Annotated in this window: 12 protein-coding genes; 7 read left to right on the plus strand and 5 right to left on the minus strand. The window is 65.8% G+C overall.

Annotation, left to right across the window (positions count from 1 at the left end):
* Positions 1-10: 10 nt before the first annotated feature.
* From nagA to AC07TU_RS05345, 3 genes are all read right to left on the minus strand, one after another.
* Positions 11-1171, minus strand: coding sequence for an N-acetylglucosamine-6-phosphate deacetylase (nagA, locus tag AC07TU_RS05335; protein WP_495186855.1), 1161 nt, complete (start codon positions 1169-1171; stop codon positions 11-13).
* A complete protein-coding gene (locus AC07TU_RS05340; RefSeq protein WP_495186856.1) occupies positions 1168-2172 on the minus strand; it encodes an SIS domain-containing protein in 1005 nt (334 codons plus the stop codon). The genes nagA and AC07TU_RS05340 overlap by 4 nt, the downstream gene beginning before the upstream one ends.
* Positions 2173-2308: 136 nt before the next feature.
* Positions 2309-3391, minus strand: a complete 1083-nt coding sequence (locus AC07TU_RS05345) for an acyltransferase family protein (protein WP_495186857.1) — start codon at positions 3389-3391, stop codon at positions 2309-2311.
* Between the two features lie 175 nt (positions 3392-3566).
* Here AC07TU_RS05345 and AC07TU_RS05350 point away from each other — a divergent pair, with 175 nt between their 5' ends.
* From AC07TU_RS05350 to AC07TU_RS05365, 4 genes are all read left to right on the plus strand, one after another.
* Entirely contained in the window at positions 3567-6797 is a 3231-nt protein-coding gene (locus AC07TU_RS05350; RefSeq protein ID WP_495186858.1) for a TonB-dependent receptor, read from the plus strand.
* A gap of 65 nt (positions 6798-6862) precedes the next feature.
* A complete protein-coding gene (locus tag AC07TU_RS05355; RefSeq protein ID WP_495186859.1) occupies positions 6863-8368 on the plus strand; it encodes a tryptophan halogenase family protein in 1506 nt (501 codons plus the stop codon).
* A complete protein-coding gene (locus tag AC07TU_RS05360) occupies positions 8365-9840 on the plus strand; it encodes a tryptophan 7-halogenase (protein ID WP_495186860.1) in 1476 nt (491 codons plus the stop codon). The genes AC07TU_RS05355 and AC07TU_RS05360 overlap by 4 nt, the downstream gene beginning before the upstream one ends.
* Positions 9837-11321, plus strand: a complete 1485-nt coding sequence (locus AC07TU_RS05365) for a tryptophan halogenase family protein (RefSeq protein WP_495186861.1) — start codon at positions 9837-9839, stop codon at positions 11319-11321. The genes AC07TU_RS05360 and AC07TU_RS05365 overlap by 4 nt, the downstream gene beginning before the upstream one ends.
* Before the next feature lie 26 nt (positions 11322-11347).
* On the opposite strand, the gene AC07TU_RS05370 is transcribed toward AC07TU_RS05365, so the two are convergent.
* Together AC07TU_RS05370 and AC07TU_RS05375 are read right to left on the minus strand one after the other, a co-directional pair.
* Positions 11348-12085, minus strand: a complete 738-nt coding sequence (locus AC07TU_RS05370; protein WP_495186862.1) for a GntR family transcriptional regulator — start codon at positions 12083-12085, stop codon at positions 11348-11350.
* 81 nt (positions 12086-12166) lie between these two features.
* Positions 12167-13123, minus strand: coding sequence for a glycosyl hydrolase family 18 protein (locus AC07TU_RS05375; RefSeq protein ID WP_495186863.1), 957 nt, complete (start codon positions 13121-13123; stop codon positions 12167-12169).
* Positions 13124-13319: 196 nt separating this feature from the next.
* Between AC07TU_RS05375 and AC07TU_RS05380 the strand changes: the two genes are divergently transcribed.
* From AC07TU_RS05380 to AC07TU_RS05390, 3 genes are all read left to right on the plus strand, one after another.
* Positions 13320-15878, plus strand: a complete 2559-nt coding sequence (locus AC07TU_RS05380; RefSeq protein ID WP_495186864.1) for a beta-N-acetylhexosaminidase — start codon at positions 13320-13322, stop codon at positions 15876-15878.
* A 10-nt stretch (positions 15879-15888) separates the two neighbouring features.
* Positions 15889-16887 (plus strand): cupin-like domain-containing protein, encoded by a 999-nt coding sequence (locus AC07TU_RS05385; protein ID WP_495186865.1) that lies wholly within the window; start codon positions 15889-15891, stop codon positions 16885-16887.
* Positions 16888-16953: 66 nt separating this feature from the next.
* A partial coding sequence (locus AC07TU_RS05390; RefSeq protein ID WP_495186866.1) for a cation:dicarboxylate symporter family transporter occupies positions 16954-17804 on the plus strand: 851 nt, incomplete at its 3' end.

The raw sequence follows: 17804 nt of genomic DNA on the forward strand, positions 1-17804 counted from the left end.
CGGCTCTGTTTTATTGCGCCGCGCGGGCGAATTCTTCTGCGTCAGCCACTGGTTCGCTGCCGATCCAGGTTCCGCGCGGCTGGAGGTCCTTGTCCAGCCACACCCAGTCGGCGCGTTTGCCCGGCGCCAATGCGCCATATGGGTCGAGCGACAGGAAGCGCGCGGGCGTCGTGCTCGCCATCACCGCCGCGTCCGGAACGCTCAGCCCGGTCACCTCGACGGTGTTGCGCAACGCCGAGGCCATGTCGAGATGCGTGCCGGCCAGGGTGCCGTCCTCGAACAGACAGACTCCGTTGCGCACCATGATGCGCTTGCCCTGCAGCATGAATTCGGTGTCGCCGGTGCCGACGCTGGGCATCGCATCGGTGACCAGCATCAGCCGCTCGATCCCCTTGGCACGGACCGCCAGGCGGACCACCGCCGGATGGAGGTGCGCGTCGTCGACGATCATCCCGCACCAGGCATCCGAATCGAACGCCGCGCCCACGGCGCCGGGGTTGCGATGGTGCAGCGGCGACATCGCGTTGAACAGATGCGTGAAGCCGGTGAGTCCCGCGCTGATCGCGGCCATCATCTCGTCATAGGTCGCGTTGGTGTGCCCGGCGCTCACGATCACGCCGTGTTTCACCAGCGCGCGGATATCGTCCGTGTCGCACAGCTCGGGCGCGAGCGTCAGCATTACCCGGCCGCGGCGCGGCGCGGTGAGCAGCGCCAGCGTGTCCGCGTCGAGCCGGCGGATGCGCCGCGCCTCATGGATGCCGCGCTTCACCTCGTTGATGAACGGACCCTCGACATGGATGCCGACCACGCCCGGAACGCCCTGTTCGATCGCCGCGTCGACCGCGTCGAGCGCCGCGGCGATCTGGTCCGGCGTGTCGCTGATCAGCGTGGGGAGGAAGGCGGTCGTGCCGAAACGGGCATGCGCCGCACCGATCGCGGCGATGGCATCGACATCGGTCTGGTCGTTGAACAGGACGCCGCCGCCGCCATTCACCTGCGTGTCGATGAAGCCGGGCAGCAGCCAGCCGCCGCCAAGATCGATCACACGGTCCGCGGTACCGCCGCCCAGGGGCGCGAGCGCTGTGATCGTCCCGCCGGCGACGGTCAGGTCCGCGCCGTCGACCACGCCCTGCGGGGTGACGATCCGGCCGTTCTCCAGTCGAATCATCATAGTGTTTCAGTGACCTTGTTGAGATGGGGCGGCGAATCGGGGTCGCAGCCGCGGGCCAGCGCGAGCGCATTGGCCATCTTGTAGAAGCTCTGGACGATCAGGATCGGCTCGATCGCCGGGTGCGCCGCGATCGCGGGAAGGCCCGTTTCGGGCGCTGCCGGATCGGCGAGCAGCACTTCGGCGCCGCGGTTGCGGAATTCGGCGACGGTCTCGCGCACGCTTGTCCCCGCGCGGTCGCTGCTTGCGAAGGCAAGAACGTGGAACGCCTCACCCACGATCGCCATCGGCCCGTGACGCACTTCCGCCGCGCTGAAGCTCTCGGCGTGAAGCGCGCAGGTTTCCTTGAACTTGAGCGCGGCTTCCTGCGCAATGCCATAGCCATAGCCGCGGCCCAGCACGAACAGACCCGATGCGCCGGTAAGCGCTGTCACCGCCGGCGACCAGTCGAGCTCGAACGCGCGCTCAAGCTGCACGGGCAGCCCGGCAACCGCATCCGTGAGGGCTGCGTCCTCGGCCCAGGCGGCGACGAGCGCGGCGATCGCAGCGAGCGAGCAGATATAGGATTTGGTCGCCGCGACCGATCGCTCCGGACCGGCCTTGAGCGGGATCACGATATCGGCGAGCGCGGCGAGCGGCGCGTCCTCGGCGTTGACCATCGCGACGACGAACGCGCCGGCCTTGCGCTGATGCTCGACCGTCGCGAGCAGGTCGGGGCTCTTGCCCGACTGCGAGATGGCGAGGCAGAGCCGGTTCCCCGGTGCCACCGGCGCGTCATAGAGCGACGCGACCGACAGCGCCGCCGACGCGGTCGGCACGCCGGTCAGCGTCTCGATCAGATATTTGGCATAGGTTGCCGCATGGTCCGACGAACCGCGGGCGCAGGTCACGACCACTGCGGGCGGTGCCGCGCGCAACCGCGCGGCGACCTGTGCGATGGCGTCGCGATTCGCCGCCAGCATCCGCGACACCGCGGCGCCGGCTTCGGCTGCCTCACGCTCCATCAGCGTTCCCAAACTCGCTCTGGCCGCGTTCGGCACCATTCCCGCATCTCTCCATCATCCCCGGCCGATATGGCCAGTGTTCAAGTTGGTACTATATAGGTTATATTGGTCCCATCAAGATGTATGTGCGGGGCGGTCAGATTTTGATGATCCAGCCCTTGCGCCGGAGCCACTCCATCGCGGCCCAGATCAGCGCGAGATAGATCAATACCGGAAGCAGCGACGCAATGGGATCGCCGATCGCCGCGCGGGTCGTCTGGAAGGGGAGCAGCAGCAGGTCCCAGGTCACGACGCTCGAGGTCACCTGGTGCAACGTATAGGCGGCGATGGCATTGGCGCCGAAGGCCAGCATCGCGGTCGCGGCGATGCCCGGCGTACGCCCTTCGCGGTCGAGGACGTGGTGCAACACCGCCAGCGTCAGCACGGTGATGCCCGCGGTGACCAGCACGAACGGGCTGGACCAGATGTCCTTGACGATCGGGAAGGCAAAGCTCCACGCCACGCCCGCGGCCAGCATCGCCGCGCCAGCGGCGAGCAGCAGGCGGGTGCGCTGGCCCTCGCGCTTGAGCAGCAGTTCGCCGATCGCGATCCCGATCAGTCCCTGCGCGATCGCGGGCAAGGTGCCCAGGATCCCCTCGGGATCATAGCCTTCAGGGCCCTTCACATAGAGGTGCTTGCCCAGCAGCACGCGATCGACCGAGGCGACGAAATTGTGCCCGCGCTGCCAGATATCGTTGGGCAGGCCGTCGAGCGCCGGAAGCAGGGTCAGCGGCCAGTATCCGATCAGCAGCACCGCGATCAGCGCCAGACGCACGCGCGGTCCCGCGTACAGGAACAGCAGGGCGCAGGCGCCATAGACCAGACCGATTCGCTGAAGCACGCCGAACAGCCGCCAGTCGCGGTCGCCGAAATCGGCGAACCAGTAGAGGTTGGAGAGGATGAAGCCGAGCAGGATCAGCCGCCCGGTACGGCCGAGGATCTGCCCGGTGGGCGCGGCGGTTGCCGCGCGCTGCCGCAGCGAAAACGGGATTGCGATCCCGACCATCGTCAGGAATGCCGGGAAGACCAGATCCGCAAGCGTCAGCCCTTCCCACGCCTTGTGCAGCAGGATCGGCGCGACGTTCGCTTCCGCCCCATATTTCATCCCGGCCGCCGCGTTGACGAGGATCATCCCTGCCACGGTCAGGCCGCGCAATACATCAAGTGAAATCAGGCGCATCGCATCTCCCCCACATCGTCGTCCGCTGTCGCGAAGCAACTTCATTACGCTGCCATAATTTTGCAATGGACAGGTCAAGTAATTTGTAGTCTATTGGTAATAGTCCAATTACGCAATTGGTCTCATATAAAGGGTCGGCCAAACGATCCGGGGGTAATGGGAAGGGAATCGGGGAATGATCGGATCGACGGTCAGGGCGATTGGGACTCGCCGCAATCTTTTTCACGGGATCTGCATCACTGCGCTGGCCAGTGCGATCGCGGCGCCCGCATCGGCGCAGGACACCGCCGTTCAGACCGCCGCGAGCGAGGAAGTCTCCGCCGAGGATGTGGTCATCACCGGCGCCCGCAAGAATCTCGAATCGGCGCAGAACCGCAAGCGCAACGCCGACACCGTGGTGGATTCGATCACGGCCGAGGATATCGGCTCCTTCCCGGACAAGTCCGTCGCCGAAGCGCTGCAGCGCGTGCCGGGCATCACCGTCAACCGCTTCTCGGGTACCGACGACACCGCGCACTTCTCGGCCGAGCCGTCGGGCGTCATCATTCGCGGCCTCAACCAGGTTCGCTCGGAATTCAACGGCCGCGACACGTTCAGCGCCAATTCCTCGCGCGGGTTGAGCTGGCAGGACATCTCGCCCGAACTGCTTGGCGGGATCGACACCTACAAGAACCAGACCGCCGACCTGATCGAGGGCGGCATCGCCGGCACGGTCAATCTGCGCACCCGTCTGCCGTTCGACAGCCAGGGGCGGTTGATCTCGTTCTCGGTCAAGAACACCTATGGCGACATCGCCAGGAAATCGACGCCGGAGGTTTCGGGCATCATCTCCGATCGCTGGGATACCGGGATCGGCGAGATCGGCTTGATGATCAACGGCGCCTATTCGCATGCGATCACGTCCAGCCAGGGCATCCAGTACGAGCGCATGGGCATCTTCAACAACGTGTTCGGTCCGGGGAAGAAGTATATCCCCAGCGGCATCTCCATGCGCGAGAACGAATATGACCGCGAGCGCTACGGCGTGTCCGCGGCGTTCCAGTGGAAGTCCAAAGACGAGACGATGGAGCTGATCGGCCAGTATAACCGGTCGCAGTATAACAACAGCTGGCGCGAATATTCGGTCTTCTCGAGCGCATTCTATCCGGATCTCTACGGCCGCCCGGCGGATTTCATGTACACCAATGCGGATCAGCTCAAGTCGTTGCGGGGTGCGGAGCCGTTCAAGTTCGACGGCGACGGCAATTTCCTCAGCGGCTGGTGGATGGCGCCGAGCCCTTATGTGGGCGACAATCCGGGCGACGAGCGCGGGCTGGGTCTCAATGCGGCGGGCCAGCCGTTCTTCAATCGTTGCTATAGTTGGGAGAGCTGCCCCAATCCCGAGCGCGCGCCGCAGGTCGACACCCAGGCCAACGCGCTGCGCAACAAGCAGATCACGCAGGATTTCGGCCTCAAGTTCCGCTGGGACATCGCCGAGCGCCTTCGCCTGACGCTGGACGGCCAGTATGTCGATGCGAGCGTCAGCAACTACAATGCCTCGGTGACGGCGCGCAGCTTCGCCAACACCTTTGTCGATCTGACCGGCAAATATCCGCGGCTTCAGTTCACGCCGACGGTTGCGACGAACATCAACCTGTCGCCCGGCGGCCTGACCAACCCCAACAACTATTATTATTACTCGCTCACCGATCACACCGAAGATAGCGACGGCCAGGAATTCGCGTTCCGCGCGGACCTGGAATATGACGTGGATTCAGGCTGGCTGGACGCGATCAAGGTCGGCGCACGCTATGCCGATCGCGATCAGACGGTGCGCTGGGGGGCGTACAACTGGGCGAACATCAACAATACCTGGACCTATACCCAGGCGCCCTATTTCAACCTCGACAAGCCGGTCTATGGCGCGAACAGCAACCGGATCCACAATTTCGGCACCGACTTCTTCGCCGGCAACCAGACCAACCAACACTCGTTCGTGTTCTTCAACATGGACAAGCTGGTGAATCTCGGGGATCTGGCGAAGACGCTTGGCCGCCCGTCGATCGGGGTAGGCGAATATTATCCGGTCTGCTCGAAGCAGGGATATCGCGCCGGCGAGACGATCACGGACGATTATGGCTGCTATCTGCCGAGCGAGGTCCACAAGGTCAGCGAACGCACGGTTGCGGCCTATGCGATGGCGAAGTTCGGCGGCGACGGGCTGACGATCGGTGGCGTCCGGGTCTCGGGCAATCTCGGTGTGCGTCTGGTCTGGACCGAGAATGCGACTCAGGGCGCCGCGACGTTCGCCAATCCGTTCACGGCGAGCGAGCTGATCTGTACCCGCGGGACCGACACGAATACGGGGCGTCCCACTGCAACCCCCGGCTGTTTCGTTGGCGCGGCCGAGACCGCGTTCAACAACGGCGCGACGGTGCCCGGGACGACCAGGGCCAACCATTTCCATGCGTTGCCCAGCTTCAACATCAAGTTCGATCTGACCGACAAGCTGGTTTCGCGCTTCGCCTATTCGCGGGCGATGTCGCGGCCCGACTTCGGGCTGCTGCGCAATTTCGTGACGGTCAGCCGGATTTCGGCCAACGTCAACGATTTCAACAATCCAAGGGTAACGCGCGATTCCACCGGCAGACCGACCGCCTATGACTGGGAATATACCGGCCAGATGGGCAATCCGCGGCTCAAGCCGATCACCGCGGACCAGTTCGACCTGACGTTCGAATATTATATCTCCCGCAACGGCTCGCTGACGCTGACCGGCTTCTACAAGAAGTTCTACGACTATATTCAGAACGGGCTGTTCGACGTCACCCTCACCAACAACAACGTCACCGAGACGATCCGGGCCACCGGCCCGATGAACGGGGAAGGCGCGGGCATCTATGGCGGCGAAGCGTCGTTCCAGACCTTCTTCGACTTCCTGCCCGCACCGTTCGACGGCTTCGGGGTGCAGGCCAACTACACCTATGTGAAGAATGACGGGATCGAGACCGTCGCCCTGACCAACGAGACCGCGGGCGGCATCGCGGGCGGCGGCATCCAGTACAATACGTCGGCGGTGCAGGCCAAGGCGCTGGAGGGTGTTTCCGAACACAGCTTCAACCTCGTCGGCATGTACGAGAAGGGCAAGCTGTCGGCGCGCGTCGCCTATAACTGGCGCTCGAAGTTCCTCGTCACGGCGATCGACTGCTGCATCGGCTTCCCGGTATGGCAGGAAGCGACCGGCTATATGGATGCCTCGATCCGGTTCCGGGCGACGAAGAATATCGAGTTCGTTGTCGAGGGCACCAACCTGCTCGGTACCGACACCGTGCTCAAGCAGCAGGTGGATTCGACCGGGCTGCTCAAGGACTATGCGTGGTTCAAGAATGATCGCCGCTTCCAGATCGGGGCGCGGCTGACCTTCTGACCTAAGCGCCGGCGCCGGTTCGGGGGGACTGGCGCCGGCAACCTTGTGCGGTAAGGTTCATGACGATGGGGCGACCGTTCGAACTGGTGATTGTCGGCGGAGGGACCGCCGGCTGGATGTGTGCTGCGGCCTGCGCGGCGAAACTCGTCCCGGCGGGCGTGCGGGTGCGGCTGGTCGAATCCGAGGAGATCGGTACCGTCGGCGTGGGCGAGGCGACGCTGCCGCAGATGAAGGATTTCAACGACTTCATCGGGCTCGACGAGGTCGAGTTCATGAAGGCGACCCAGGCCAGCTTCAAGCTCGGCATCGAATTCGTGAACTGGGGCCATGAAGGGCAGCGCTACATTCATCCCTTCGGTACTTTTGGCCGGCCGATCGGAGAGGCTGACTTCTTCAGCTACTGGATCCGCGCGCGGCGGGCAGGTGTGGCATCGCGGCTCGACGACTATTGTTTTCCGATCGTCACCGCCTGGCAGAACCGCTTCATGCTGCCCAATGGTGATCCGAACGACGTCCGCAACGCCTTTGCCTATGCCTATCATCTCGATGCCTTTCTCTACGCGCGCTATCTGCGCGGCTGGGCCGAAGCGCGCGGGATCGAGCGCGTCGAGGGGCGGATCGTCGAGGTCGAGCGCGACGGCGAAAGCGGCGCGATCGCGGCGGTGCAGCTCGCCTCCGGCGAACGCGTCGCCGGCGATTTCTTCGTCGACTGTTCGGGCTTCCGTTCGCTGTTGCTCGGATCGATGCTGGGCGTCGAGCTGGAGGACTGGTCGCACTGGCTGCCCTGCGACAGTGCGCAGGCGGTGCCGTGTGCGCGATCGCAGGACTTCACGCCCTATACCCGCTCGACGCGGCGCAAGGCCGGGTGGCAGTGGCGCATCCCGCTGCAGCATCGCACCGGCAACGGCTATGTCTATTCGAGCGCGCATGTCTCGGACGACGAGGCTGCGGCGACCCTGCTCGCCAATCTCGACGGCGAAGCGCTGGCCGAACCGCGCGTGCTGCGCTTCAAGGCGGGCAAGCGGCGGCAGGCCTGGTCGCACAACTGCATCGGCATGGGGCTGGCGGGTGGGTTCCTCGAGCCGCTCGAATCGACCAGCATCTACCTCGTCCAGATGGCGATCATGCACATGCTGACGCTGCTGCCCTCGGGCGAGGGGATCGACCCGGCATTACCCGCCGAATTCAACCGTGTGATGGATGTCGAGTATGACCGCATCCGCGACTTCCTGATCCTTCACTATGTCGCAAACGAAGCGGATGCGCCGCTGTGGAAGCAGGTGACTGCGGTCGATCTGCCCGACACGCTTCAGGACAAGATCGAGCGTTTCCGCCATCGCGGCCACGTTCAGGCCTATCGTGACGGGCTGTTCGGTCCGCCGAGCTGGCAGGCAGTGTTCGTGGGGCAGGGGATCGAACCGCTGGCAGCGGACCGACTGGCCGATGTGCTGCCCGGCGACCTCCTCGCGCAACGGCTCGACGCGCTCGCGGCGACGATCGCGCGCGGTGCCGGCTCGGCGCCGTCGCATGCCGACTTCGTCGCGCGCTATTGCCCGGCGCCTGCCCTGTGAGCGGTTCGATCGAACGCGTCGCGGTCTATGGCGGCGGGATCGCGGCGCCGATGGCGGCGCTTGCTGTCGCGCGAGCCTATGGGCGGCTGGGCACGCAGGTGATCTGGGTCGATACCGGTGAGGCGCCGCCGCCGCATGCCGCGCTGATCGCCTTGCCCGATCTGGCCGCTTTCCATCGTCTGCTCGGGATCGGCGATGCGGCGCTGATCGAGGCGGCCTCCGCGATCCTCAACATGGGCGAGCAGTTCGCAGGCTGGTCGAGCGGGGACAGCGCGTTTCTGCACGCCTATGGTGATGCCGGAACACCCTTTGCTTCGCTACCGCTGGTCCAGCATTGGACGCGCGCGCGTCAGGCCGGGCTGCGTGTCGCGCTGGAGGATTTCTGTCTGGCCGCAGCCGCTGCGAAACAGGGGCGGACCGGTGCGGCGCGCGACCCGGCGGCACGGCAGGCCGTCAAGCATGGCTGGCATCTTGATGCGGCGGGCTATGCTGCGCTGTTGCGCGCAGCATGCGCGAGTGCCGGTGTGGCGATCGCGCAAGGCAGGGGCGCACAGCCATATGCCGCTGGCAGTAAGCTCGACCGGATCGCGCTCGCGGACGGCACGGCGGTGACGGCCGATCTGTTCGTCGATGCCGATGGCGCACTGGCCGGGTTGCTCGATCCGGCAGGCGCGGCGGCGGGCGGCGGCTTTTGCGACCGGATCATCCGCGGGAGTGCCGCGCGGCTCGACCCGCTGCCGCTCTACAGCCGTGTCACCGCGCATGAAGCGGGCTGGGTGACGCTGATCCCGCTGGGCGGCCGGCTGGCGGTCGAGATCGTCTATGACAGCGGCCGGATGCCGGACGATGCGGCGCGTGCGGTCATGGAGCAGGTCGCCGGCCGCCCCATCGAAGCAGGCGCGGCGGAAGCACTGTCCGCAGCGCTCCGGCCACGGCCCTGGATCGCGAATTGCGTGGCGATCGGGCGCGCGGCGAGCGATGCACCGTTGCTCGACGGCGCGGAGCTGCTGTTGCTGCAACTCGCTGTCGCACAGCTCGTGCTGCTCTGGCCGATCGATCGCGACGCAATGCCTGAGGCGGACATCTACAATGAGGAATTGAGCGGCGCGCATGCTCGAGTGCGCGACTTTGCTGCGCAGCATTTCCGGCTCAACGGCCGCGATGGCGAGCCTTTCTGGGACGCCGCGCGCGCCGCCCCGATCTCCGCAGAGCTGGCGGGCAAGATCGACCTGTTCGCCGCGCGCGGCATGTTCGCGCACTTCAATTACGAGGCGCATGTCGAGGATGGCTGGGCCTTGTGCATGACCGGGCACGGCGTGGTGCCGCGCAGCTTCGATCCGCAAGCGCTGCTGGTCGACGATCAGACGCTGATGGCGGAGTTCCAGCGTCAGCTGCGCGCAATCGCGGACGAGGTCCGCGGGATGGAGACGCATGTGGAGGCGCTCGCGCGTATCCGGAACGGCGCGAATTGAGCGCGCGGCCCGTCCGGCGGATCGTCATCGTTGGCGGCGGCAGCGCAGGCTGGATGACTGCTGCCGCACTCGGTCGCGCGCTGGCGGGGCAGAGCCATAGCATCACCCTGGTTGAATCCGAGGCGATCGCCACCGTCGGGGTCGGCGAGGCGACGGTACCGCCGATCCTCGACTTCAACCGCTATCTGCGCATCGATCCGGATGAGTTCCTTCGGGAGACCAATGGCTCGATCAAGCTCGGTATCGAGTTTGAGGGCTGGGGCGGGGTCGATCACCGCTATTTCCATCCCTTCGGCTTCTTCGGGGTCGAGATGTCGGGGATCCACTTCCACCATTTCTGGCTGCGTCATGTTGCGGCCGGCGGTGCGCGCGATCACACCGAGTATAATCTGGAAACCGCTGCTGCGCGCGAGGGCCGCTTCGCCCGGATGACCCGCACGGGACCGGTCCATCACGCGGTGCATTTTGATGCCTCGCTCTATGCCCGCTTCCTGCGTGGCCGGGCGGAGGCATCAGGCGTGGTCCGGGTCGAAGGCAGGGTCGCGCAGGTACGGCTCGATCCCGAGAACGGCTATATCGAGGCGCTGACGCTCGACGACGGACGCACTATCGAAGGCGATCTGTTCGTCGATTGCTCGGGCTTTCGCGGCCTGCTGATCGAGGGCGCGCTGGAGACCGGCTACGAAAGCTGGAACCACTGGCTGCCCTGCGACAGCGCGGTGGCGATGCCGGGGGCTTCCGGCGGCGATCCGGCGCCTTTCACCCGATCGACCGCGCGCGAGGCGGGGTGGCAATGGCGCATCCCGCTCCAGCATCGCGACGGCAACGGCTATGTCTATTCAAGCGCGCATCTGGCGCATGACGAGGCTGCGCGGCTGCTGACCGAACGCCTGCCCGGCGCCGCGCAGGCCGAACCCAATTTCCTGCGCTTCACCGCGGGACACCGGCGCAAGATCTGGAACCGCAACTGCGTCGCGATCGGCCTCGCCGGCGGGTTTCTCGAGCCGCTTGAGTCGACCTCGATCCATCTCATCCAGACGACGATCATCCGGCTGCTGGCTCTACTGCCGCGCGATGGGATCGACCCCAATGTCGTCGCACGGTTCAACCGTCAGGCGCTGCACGAATACGGCACGATCCGCGATTTCGTGATCGCGCATTATGCGCTGGCCGGGCGCGACGACACGCAATTCTGGCGCGATGTCGCCGCGGCGGGAATGCCCGACAGCCTTGCCGAGCGGATCGAGGCGTTTCGCGCCACCGGCAACATCCTGTTCGAGCCGGGCGACCTGTTCGGCCCGACCAACTGGTATTGCGTCATGACGGGGCAGGGTGTGTGGCCACGCAGCTGGCATCCGGTCGCCGATGGCCTGCCCTCGGCCGAACTTGCCGCGCGGCTCGCAACGCTCAAGGGGCGCGTGGCCGAACAGCTCGCGGAGCTGCCGCCGCACATCGAATTCCTGCGGCAGCTGTCGGCCTGATCAGCCGCGCGAACGGGCGGAACGGGTCAGCCGTTCAGTTCCGCCACCACGTCATAGGCGTCGCCGCGATAATAGCTCTGCGTGAACTCGGCGGTGCGGCCGTCGGGCAGGAAGCCACGCCGCTCGATGAACAGGCCCGGCGCGCCTGGCTCGACACCCAGCACTTCGGCCTGCTCCTCGGTAAACGCCACCGCGCGCAGCCGCTGGAGTGCGCGGACGGGAAGATGCCCCGCCGCTTCGAGCGCCTCGTAGAGGGACGCGCCGACGATCTCCACCGACGGAAGGCAATAGGCCGGGATTGTCGCATATTCGAGCGCCATCGACGTATCGTCGGCATAGCGGATGCGGTGGAAGCGATAGACCAGCGAACCGGGCGAAAGGCCGAGCGAGAGCGCTTCCTCGGGCGTCACGGCGCCTGCGGTCTTGCTAACCCATTTGCTGTGCGGCCGCCGCCCGCGTGAGATCATGTCCTGCGAGAAGGAGGTGAGCTTGGAGAAGCTCTTCTCGACGCGGGGCCGGGTGACGAAGGTGCCTGCACCGCGGCGGCGCGCGACGATGCCGTCCGCCACCAGCCCGTCGATCGCCTTGCGCACGGTGATGCGCGAAACGTCGAACTCTTCGGCAAGATCGCGCTCGGTGGGGATTGCCTCTTCGGCCTTCACCACCTGTCCCTCGATCGCGTCGCGCAGGATCTTCTGCAGCTGGAGATAGAGCGGGGTCGGGTCTTCCTTCTGGAGCGGACCAACACGTTCGATCAGCGACAAGGCTTGATGCTCCACCTTCACGGCTGCAGCCGGCGATAGTACCAGTGCGATCCCACCATGTGTTGCATTGGTATCGCAGCGTCAATCGTTAGCGCGCACAACCGGCGCGGAAAGCCCGCGATGGATGGCCTGGGTAAGCGCGTGGTCGGGCGTATCCTGTGAAAGCTCCCAGACCATGACGCCGCCGGCTCTGGTTCCGGCCAGTCGCGCTTTTGCCTCGATCGTTGCCGGGCCGTTGTGCGTGATGTACCTGCATCCGGGGCAGGCCTCGCCGATCACATCGCCCTTCTCCGCCCCGGGATGGGCTGCAACAAGGTCGCGATAGGACCAATTGGCTTTCTCGCCGCCAAAGCCGTAGCCGTAGAAGGGGATGCCTAATACCAGTCGTTCGGGCGCGACGCCGCGTGCCAGCCACAGATCGAGGTCGCGCCGCGCCATCGCGAGCGGAGAATGCTCCGCCCCTGCCGGTCCCCAACTCGGCCCGATCGCGTCATAGGACATGATGTTGACCAGATCGAAATAAGGGATGGAGCCGACCGGGATCATCCCGCCTTCATAGGATCCGGTGGCGCAGGTGAGCAGCTTGCCGCGTGCCTTGAGCGCCTTGGACAGCGTTTCGATGAACGGCACGTAGTTGCCCGCCCGGTCGATCGCGGTGAGCAACTCCCCTTCAAGATCGATATCGACTCCGTCGAGCCCGAGCTGGTCGGCCAGCGCGACCAGCGCCGCCGCGGTTGCGTCGCGCTTGTCGGGGGCGAGCAGCGCCTTCCAGTCGCCCGAGCAGTCCGGGATTACGCCACCGGCGACCGACATCAGTACCTTCGCGCCGCCCGCCTTGAGCCGGGCGATACCCGGCCGCAGCGAATCGATCGTCACGCGCGATCCGAATGCGCCGATCATGCAAGTCATGTTGCCGTCGCGGACGAATGCGCCGTCTGCATCGGGGTTGGCGAAGGAGAGGTTGAAATGGGTGAAGCTGGGGAGGTGCGTCCGGTCGATCGAGAGATCCAGCCCCTTGAAGACTGCGACATAGCCCACGGTAACAGGCTTCGCGGAGGCAGGGCGTGGCGATAGGACTAATATGAAACCAATTGCCAGTCCGCACAGCCATTGTGCCAGCGTGATCTGCCTCATGCCCCTGACATCCCCCTTGAAATGCCGCTCTTCGAAAGAGCGTTGACCCTGCGTAGCGAGCATGACAAATTGAATACAAATTGTCGAGTGGGAGAGAGTGATGCGTAGAGCGGGCTGGGCGTTGTTGTCGGCTATGATGATCGCGGCGCCAGCCGTGGCGCACGCTGAGGCGCCGTCGCAGGCTGCGCTCGATACGCTCGCGGAGTCGCTCGGCTATCGCTTCGAAGTGGTCGATAATCAGCCGACCTGCCCTGAGAAGTCGCCGGCCTGCTTCCTGTCGACGATCACGCTCACGGTCCCGCAGGTCCTGCCCGCCGGGCTGCCGGAAAAGGGGCTGTCGCTCTATTTCAGCTTCCCGACGCAGTTGCCGATGATCGAAAGCGACATCTTCGATCTCGAATTCGTCAATGGCGATCTTCAGCGGTTGAAGCTCAAGCCGGGCGTGGTCGTGAAGCCGGGCTCGACTCATGTCGTCAAGCTGTGGGGTACCGGCAAATTCTTCTCCAAGGCGTTCCCGATGCCCAACGCCTATCTGGCCGCGGACGGCGTCAAGGCGCGGACGATCGCGGCCTCGCGCCCGAAGATCGATCCCGAGACCGGGCTTGAGGTGCTGCCCTTCGTCGCGCCGATGACCAATGAGGCGAAGCTCGCCAACAAGGGCGGCGCCGACCGCACCCGCTGGCTGACTGCCGAGCGTGCCTTCGACCTCCAGGCCGGGCGCACCGCGCCGGTGGCGTCGGGCGTTGTGATCCTGCCCAAGCCGGTGCTGGCGGAGCAGGGCAGCGGAACGGTCGATCTGCGCGGCGGCGTCGCGGTGAGCCTCGCGGGCCTCAGCCAGGACTCGGTCGCGCCGGCATTGGCCGCACTCGCCCGGGCCGGCGTCAAGGAAGGCGGCAAGCTGCCGCTGTCGATCCGCATCGATCCCGCGGCGAAGCTGGCGGCCGAAGGCTATGTGCTCGACGTCAAGCCGGCGGGCATCACGGTTACCGCCGCCGATGCGGTGGGGGCGAGCCATGCGCTGCGCTCGCTCGCGCAGCAGGCGGCGTTCGAAAAGGGCGCGATGAAGCCGCTGCGGGTCGAGGATGCGCCGCGCTATAGCTTCCGCGGGCTGCATCTCGATGTCGGCCGCAACTTCCACGACAGCGCCGAGATCCTGAAGCTGGTCGACGCCATGGCGGCGTTCAAGCTCAACAAGCTGCACCTCCACCTTGCCGAGGATGAGGGCTGGCGGATCGAGATTCCGGCACTGCCCGAACTCGCCCAGATCGGCGGCAAGCGCTGCCATGATCCCGAGGAAAACACCTGTCTGCTGCCCCAGCTCGGCGCAGGGCCGGACGGGACCAGCGACGTCAACGGCTATCTGACCACCAGCGACTATGTGACGATCGTCAAGGAAGCGGCGGCGCGCGGGATCGAGGTGATCCCGTCGATCGACACGCCGGGCCATTCGCGCGCGGCGGTGAGGGCGATGGAGGCGCGCTATCGCCGCCTCGCCGCGCAGGGCAAGCAGGCTGAGGCGGAAGCCTATCGCCTGATCGATCCGGCGGACCAGACCAGGTACAGCAGCGTCCAGCATTATACCGACAACACGCTCAACGTCTGTCTGCCGTCGACCTATCGCTTCATGAACACGGTGGTGGACGCACTGGCGGACATGCACCGCCAGGCGGGCGCACCGCTCAAGACCTTCCATCTCGGCGCGGACGAGACCGCAGGTGCCTGGGTCAAGTCGCCGGCCTGCGCGGCGATGATCGCGGAAAATGGCGGCGACGCGACCAAGCTCACCTCGCGCTTCATCGAGAAGGTGACCGCCAATGTTGCCGCCAAGGGCATCCGCACCGGCGGGTGGAGCGATGGCATGGGCCATACCGATCCGGCGCGGATGCCGAAGAATGTCCAGACCAACATCTGGGGCGTGCTGCACAGCGGCGCGATCCGCGAGGCGCATGACCAGCTCAACCGCGGCTGGCAGGTGGTGCTGTCGATCCCCGATCTCGGCTATTTCGACATGCCCTATGCCCCGCACCCGGACGAGGGCGGCTATGACTGGGCGTCGCGCGGGGTCGATTCCTATCAGGTGTTCGGCTTCATGACCGACAACCTGCCCGCCAATGCGGCGCTGGTGCGCAACATCCAGGCGCAGGAGAAGTCGATCGAGGACAAGCCGGTGCGCGAGGCGGGCCGCGGCATCGTCGGCATCCAGGCGCAGCTGTGGAGCGAGACGATCCGCACCGACGCCAATGTCGAATATATGCTGTTCCCGCGTCTGCTCGCGCTTGCCGAACGCGCCTGGACTCCGGCGACCTGGGCGCCGGCCTATCAGCCGGGGGTGAGCTATCAGTGGCAGGATCCTCGCGTCGATCAGGCGAAGCTTGGCGCCGAATGGCGGAACTTTGCGGGTCGCGTCTCGGCGCAGTTCCCGCTGCTCGAACGCGCCGGGATCGCCTATCGCGTCTCGCCTCCGGGCGCGCGTATCGTTGGCGGCAAGCTGGAGGCGAACAACGTCTTCCCGGGCACCGCGATCGAATATCGTACGAACGGCGGCGCCTGGACGCGCTATGGCGGACCGGTGACGGTGACGGGTGCAGTGGACGTGCGTACCCGCTCGGCCGACGGCAAGCGTGCCAGCCGGACCGTGCGGGTCGAACCGGTGCGCTGAGGGAGGGCGCATGCACGAACTGGATGGCGGCGATCGCGAGGGTATCGCCGCCGCCTTGGCCGCGGCGGAGCGGCCAGTGGCGATCCGCGGCCTTGCCGCAGCCTGGCCCGCAGTCGCTGCGGCATGGGAAGGCGACGAAGCGATCGCCGCCTATCTTTCGGCGCGTGACATCGGCCGCCCGCTGACGGTGCTTGTCGCGCCGCCGGAGGTCGAGGGGCGCTATTTCTACGACGATGCGATGCGCGGCCTCAACTTCGGGACGGCGAAGATGCCGATGCGGGAGTTGCTCGCGCGGCTGCTGGCGGAGCGGGGGCAGGCCGATGCGCAGGGACTGTACGCCGGGTCGAGCCCGACGCTGGCGAGCGTCGGGACCTTCGCTACGGAGAACCCGCTCGACATCGATACCCAGGGCGTCGATCCGCGTATCTGGGTCGGTAACGCCAGCCGAATCGCGCCGCATTACGACATGGCAGCGAACGTCGCGGTCGTGGTCGCCGGCAAGCGCCGCTTCACCCTGTTCCCGCCCGAGCAACTCGCCAATCTCTATGTCGGCCCGGTTGAGCGGACCGTTGCCGGACAGCCGACCAGCATGGTCGATCCCGACAACCCCGATCTGGATCGCTTTCCGCGCTTCGCCGAGGCGCAGCGCCATGCGCAGGTCGCCGAGCTCGGTCTGGGCGACGCGATCTACATCCCGCCTTTATGGTGGCACCATGTACGGGCCGAAGGCGCGCTCAACGTGCTGGTCAACTACTGGTTCGGCATGGCTGCCGATCGCTTTCCCTTTGCCGCGCTGATGCTCGCACTCCATTCGATCCGCGATCTGCCGGAACCCGAGCGCCGGGCATGGCGGGCGTGGTTCGATCATTATGTGTTCGGCGAGGACGCGTGCGATGCCGCCGCGCATTTGCCCGCTCATGCGCGCGGTGTGCTTGGTCCGTCATCGCCCGCGCGCGACGCGATGATGACCAGCTATGTGGCCGGCATGATCCGCGGCAGCGGGCGTTGACCCGAACGAAGCGCTGGCCCTTGCTCCGAACGCACCGCATAAGCGGCGCAACCAGCGGGGGACTGAATGGCGATTGCACTCGATTACGCAGCTGAGCCTCGGCCGCGCAAACCCTGGTATGCGCAACTCTACATCCAGGTGTTGGTGGCGATCGCTGCGGGTGTGACGGTGGGCTATGTGTGGCCGGACGCGGGCGCGTCGCTGAAGCCGCTGGGCGATGCGTTCATCAAGCTGGTGAAGATGATCATCGCGCCGGTGATCTTCCTGACCTTGGTGACGGGCATTGCCGGGATGACCGAGCTGCGTTCGGTCGGCCGGGTCGCGGGCAAGGCGTTTGCCTATTTCCTGTTCTTCTCGACGCTGGCGCTGATCGTCGGGCTGATCGTCGCCAACACGATCCAGCCGGGGGCGGGGATGAATGTCGATCCGGCCAGCCTCGATACCGGGGCGGTCAAGGATTACGTCGCCAAGGCGCATGACAGCTCGATCACCGGCTTCCTGATGGCGATCATTCCCACGACTTTGGTGTCGGCGCTGACCGGGGAGTCGCTGCTCCAGGTGCTGCTGGTGTCGATCCTGTTCGGGATTGCGCTGTCGATGGTGGGCGAGCCCGCCGCGCCGGTGCGCGACCTGCTCGAGAAGACCGGGCTCGTCGTGTTCAAGCTGGTCGGCATCCTGATGCGCGCGGCGCCGGTGGGTGCGTTCGGGGCGATGGCCTTCACCATCGGCAAATATGGCATCGAATCGCTCGCCAACCTCGCCGGGCTGGTTGCGACCTTCTACCTCACCTCCGCGATCTTCGTGGTGGTGGTGCTGGGGATCGTCGCCCGCCTTGCCGGCTTCTCGATCTTCAAGCTGATCCGCTATCTGCGTGCCGAGCTGCTCCTCGTTCTCGGCACCTCCTCGTCGGAGAGCGC

Source organism: Sphingomonas sp. GW821-FHT03E12 (assembly GCF_059420685.1).

Excerpts from the sequence above, each read along its gene's own strand:
- nagA (WP_495186855.1), bottom strand. The coding sequence starts at position 1,171 with ATGATGATTCGACTGGAGAACGGCCGGATCGTCACCCCGCAGGGCGTG.
- AC07TU_RS05355 (WP_495186859.1), top strand. The coding sequence starts at position 6,863 with ATGGGGCGACCGTTCGAACTGGTGATTGTCGGCGGAGGGACCGCCGGC.
- AC07TU_RS05350 (WP_495186858.1), top strand. The coding sequence starts at position 3,567 with ATGATCGGATCGACGGTCAGGGCGATTGGGACTCGCCGCAATCTTTTT.
- AC07TU_RS05380 (WP_495186864.1), top strand. The coding sequence starts at position 13,320 with ATGCGTAGAGCGGGCTGGGCGTTGTTGTCGGCTATGATGATCGCGGCG.
- AC07TU_RS05345 (WP_495186857.1), bottom strand. The coding sequence starts at position 3,391 with ATGCGCCTGATTTCACTTGATGTATTGCGCGGCCTGACCGTGGCAGGG.
- AC07TU_RS05385 (WP_495186865.1), top strand. The coding sequence starts at position 15,889 with ATGCACGAACTGGATGGCGGCGATCGCGAGGGTATCGCCGCCGCCTTG.
- AC07TU_RS05340 (WP_495186856.1), bottom strand. The coding sequence starts at position 2,172 with ATGGAGCGTGAGGCAGCCGAAGCCGGCGCCGCGGTGTCGCGGATGCTG.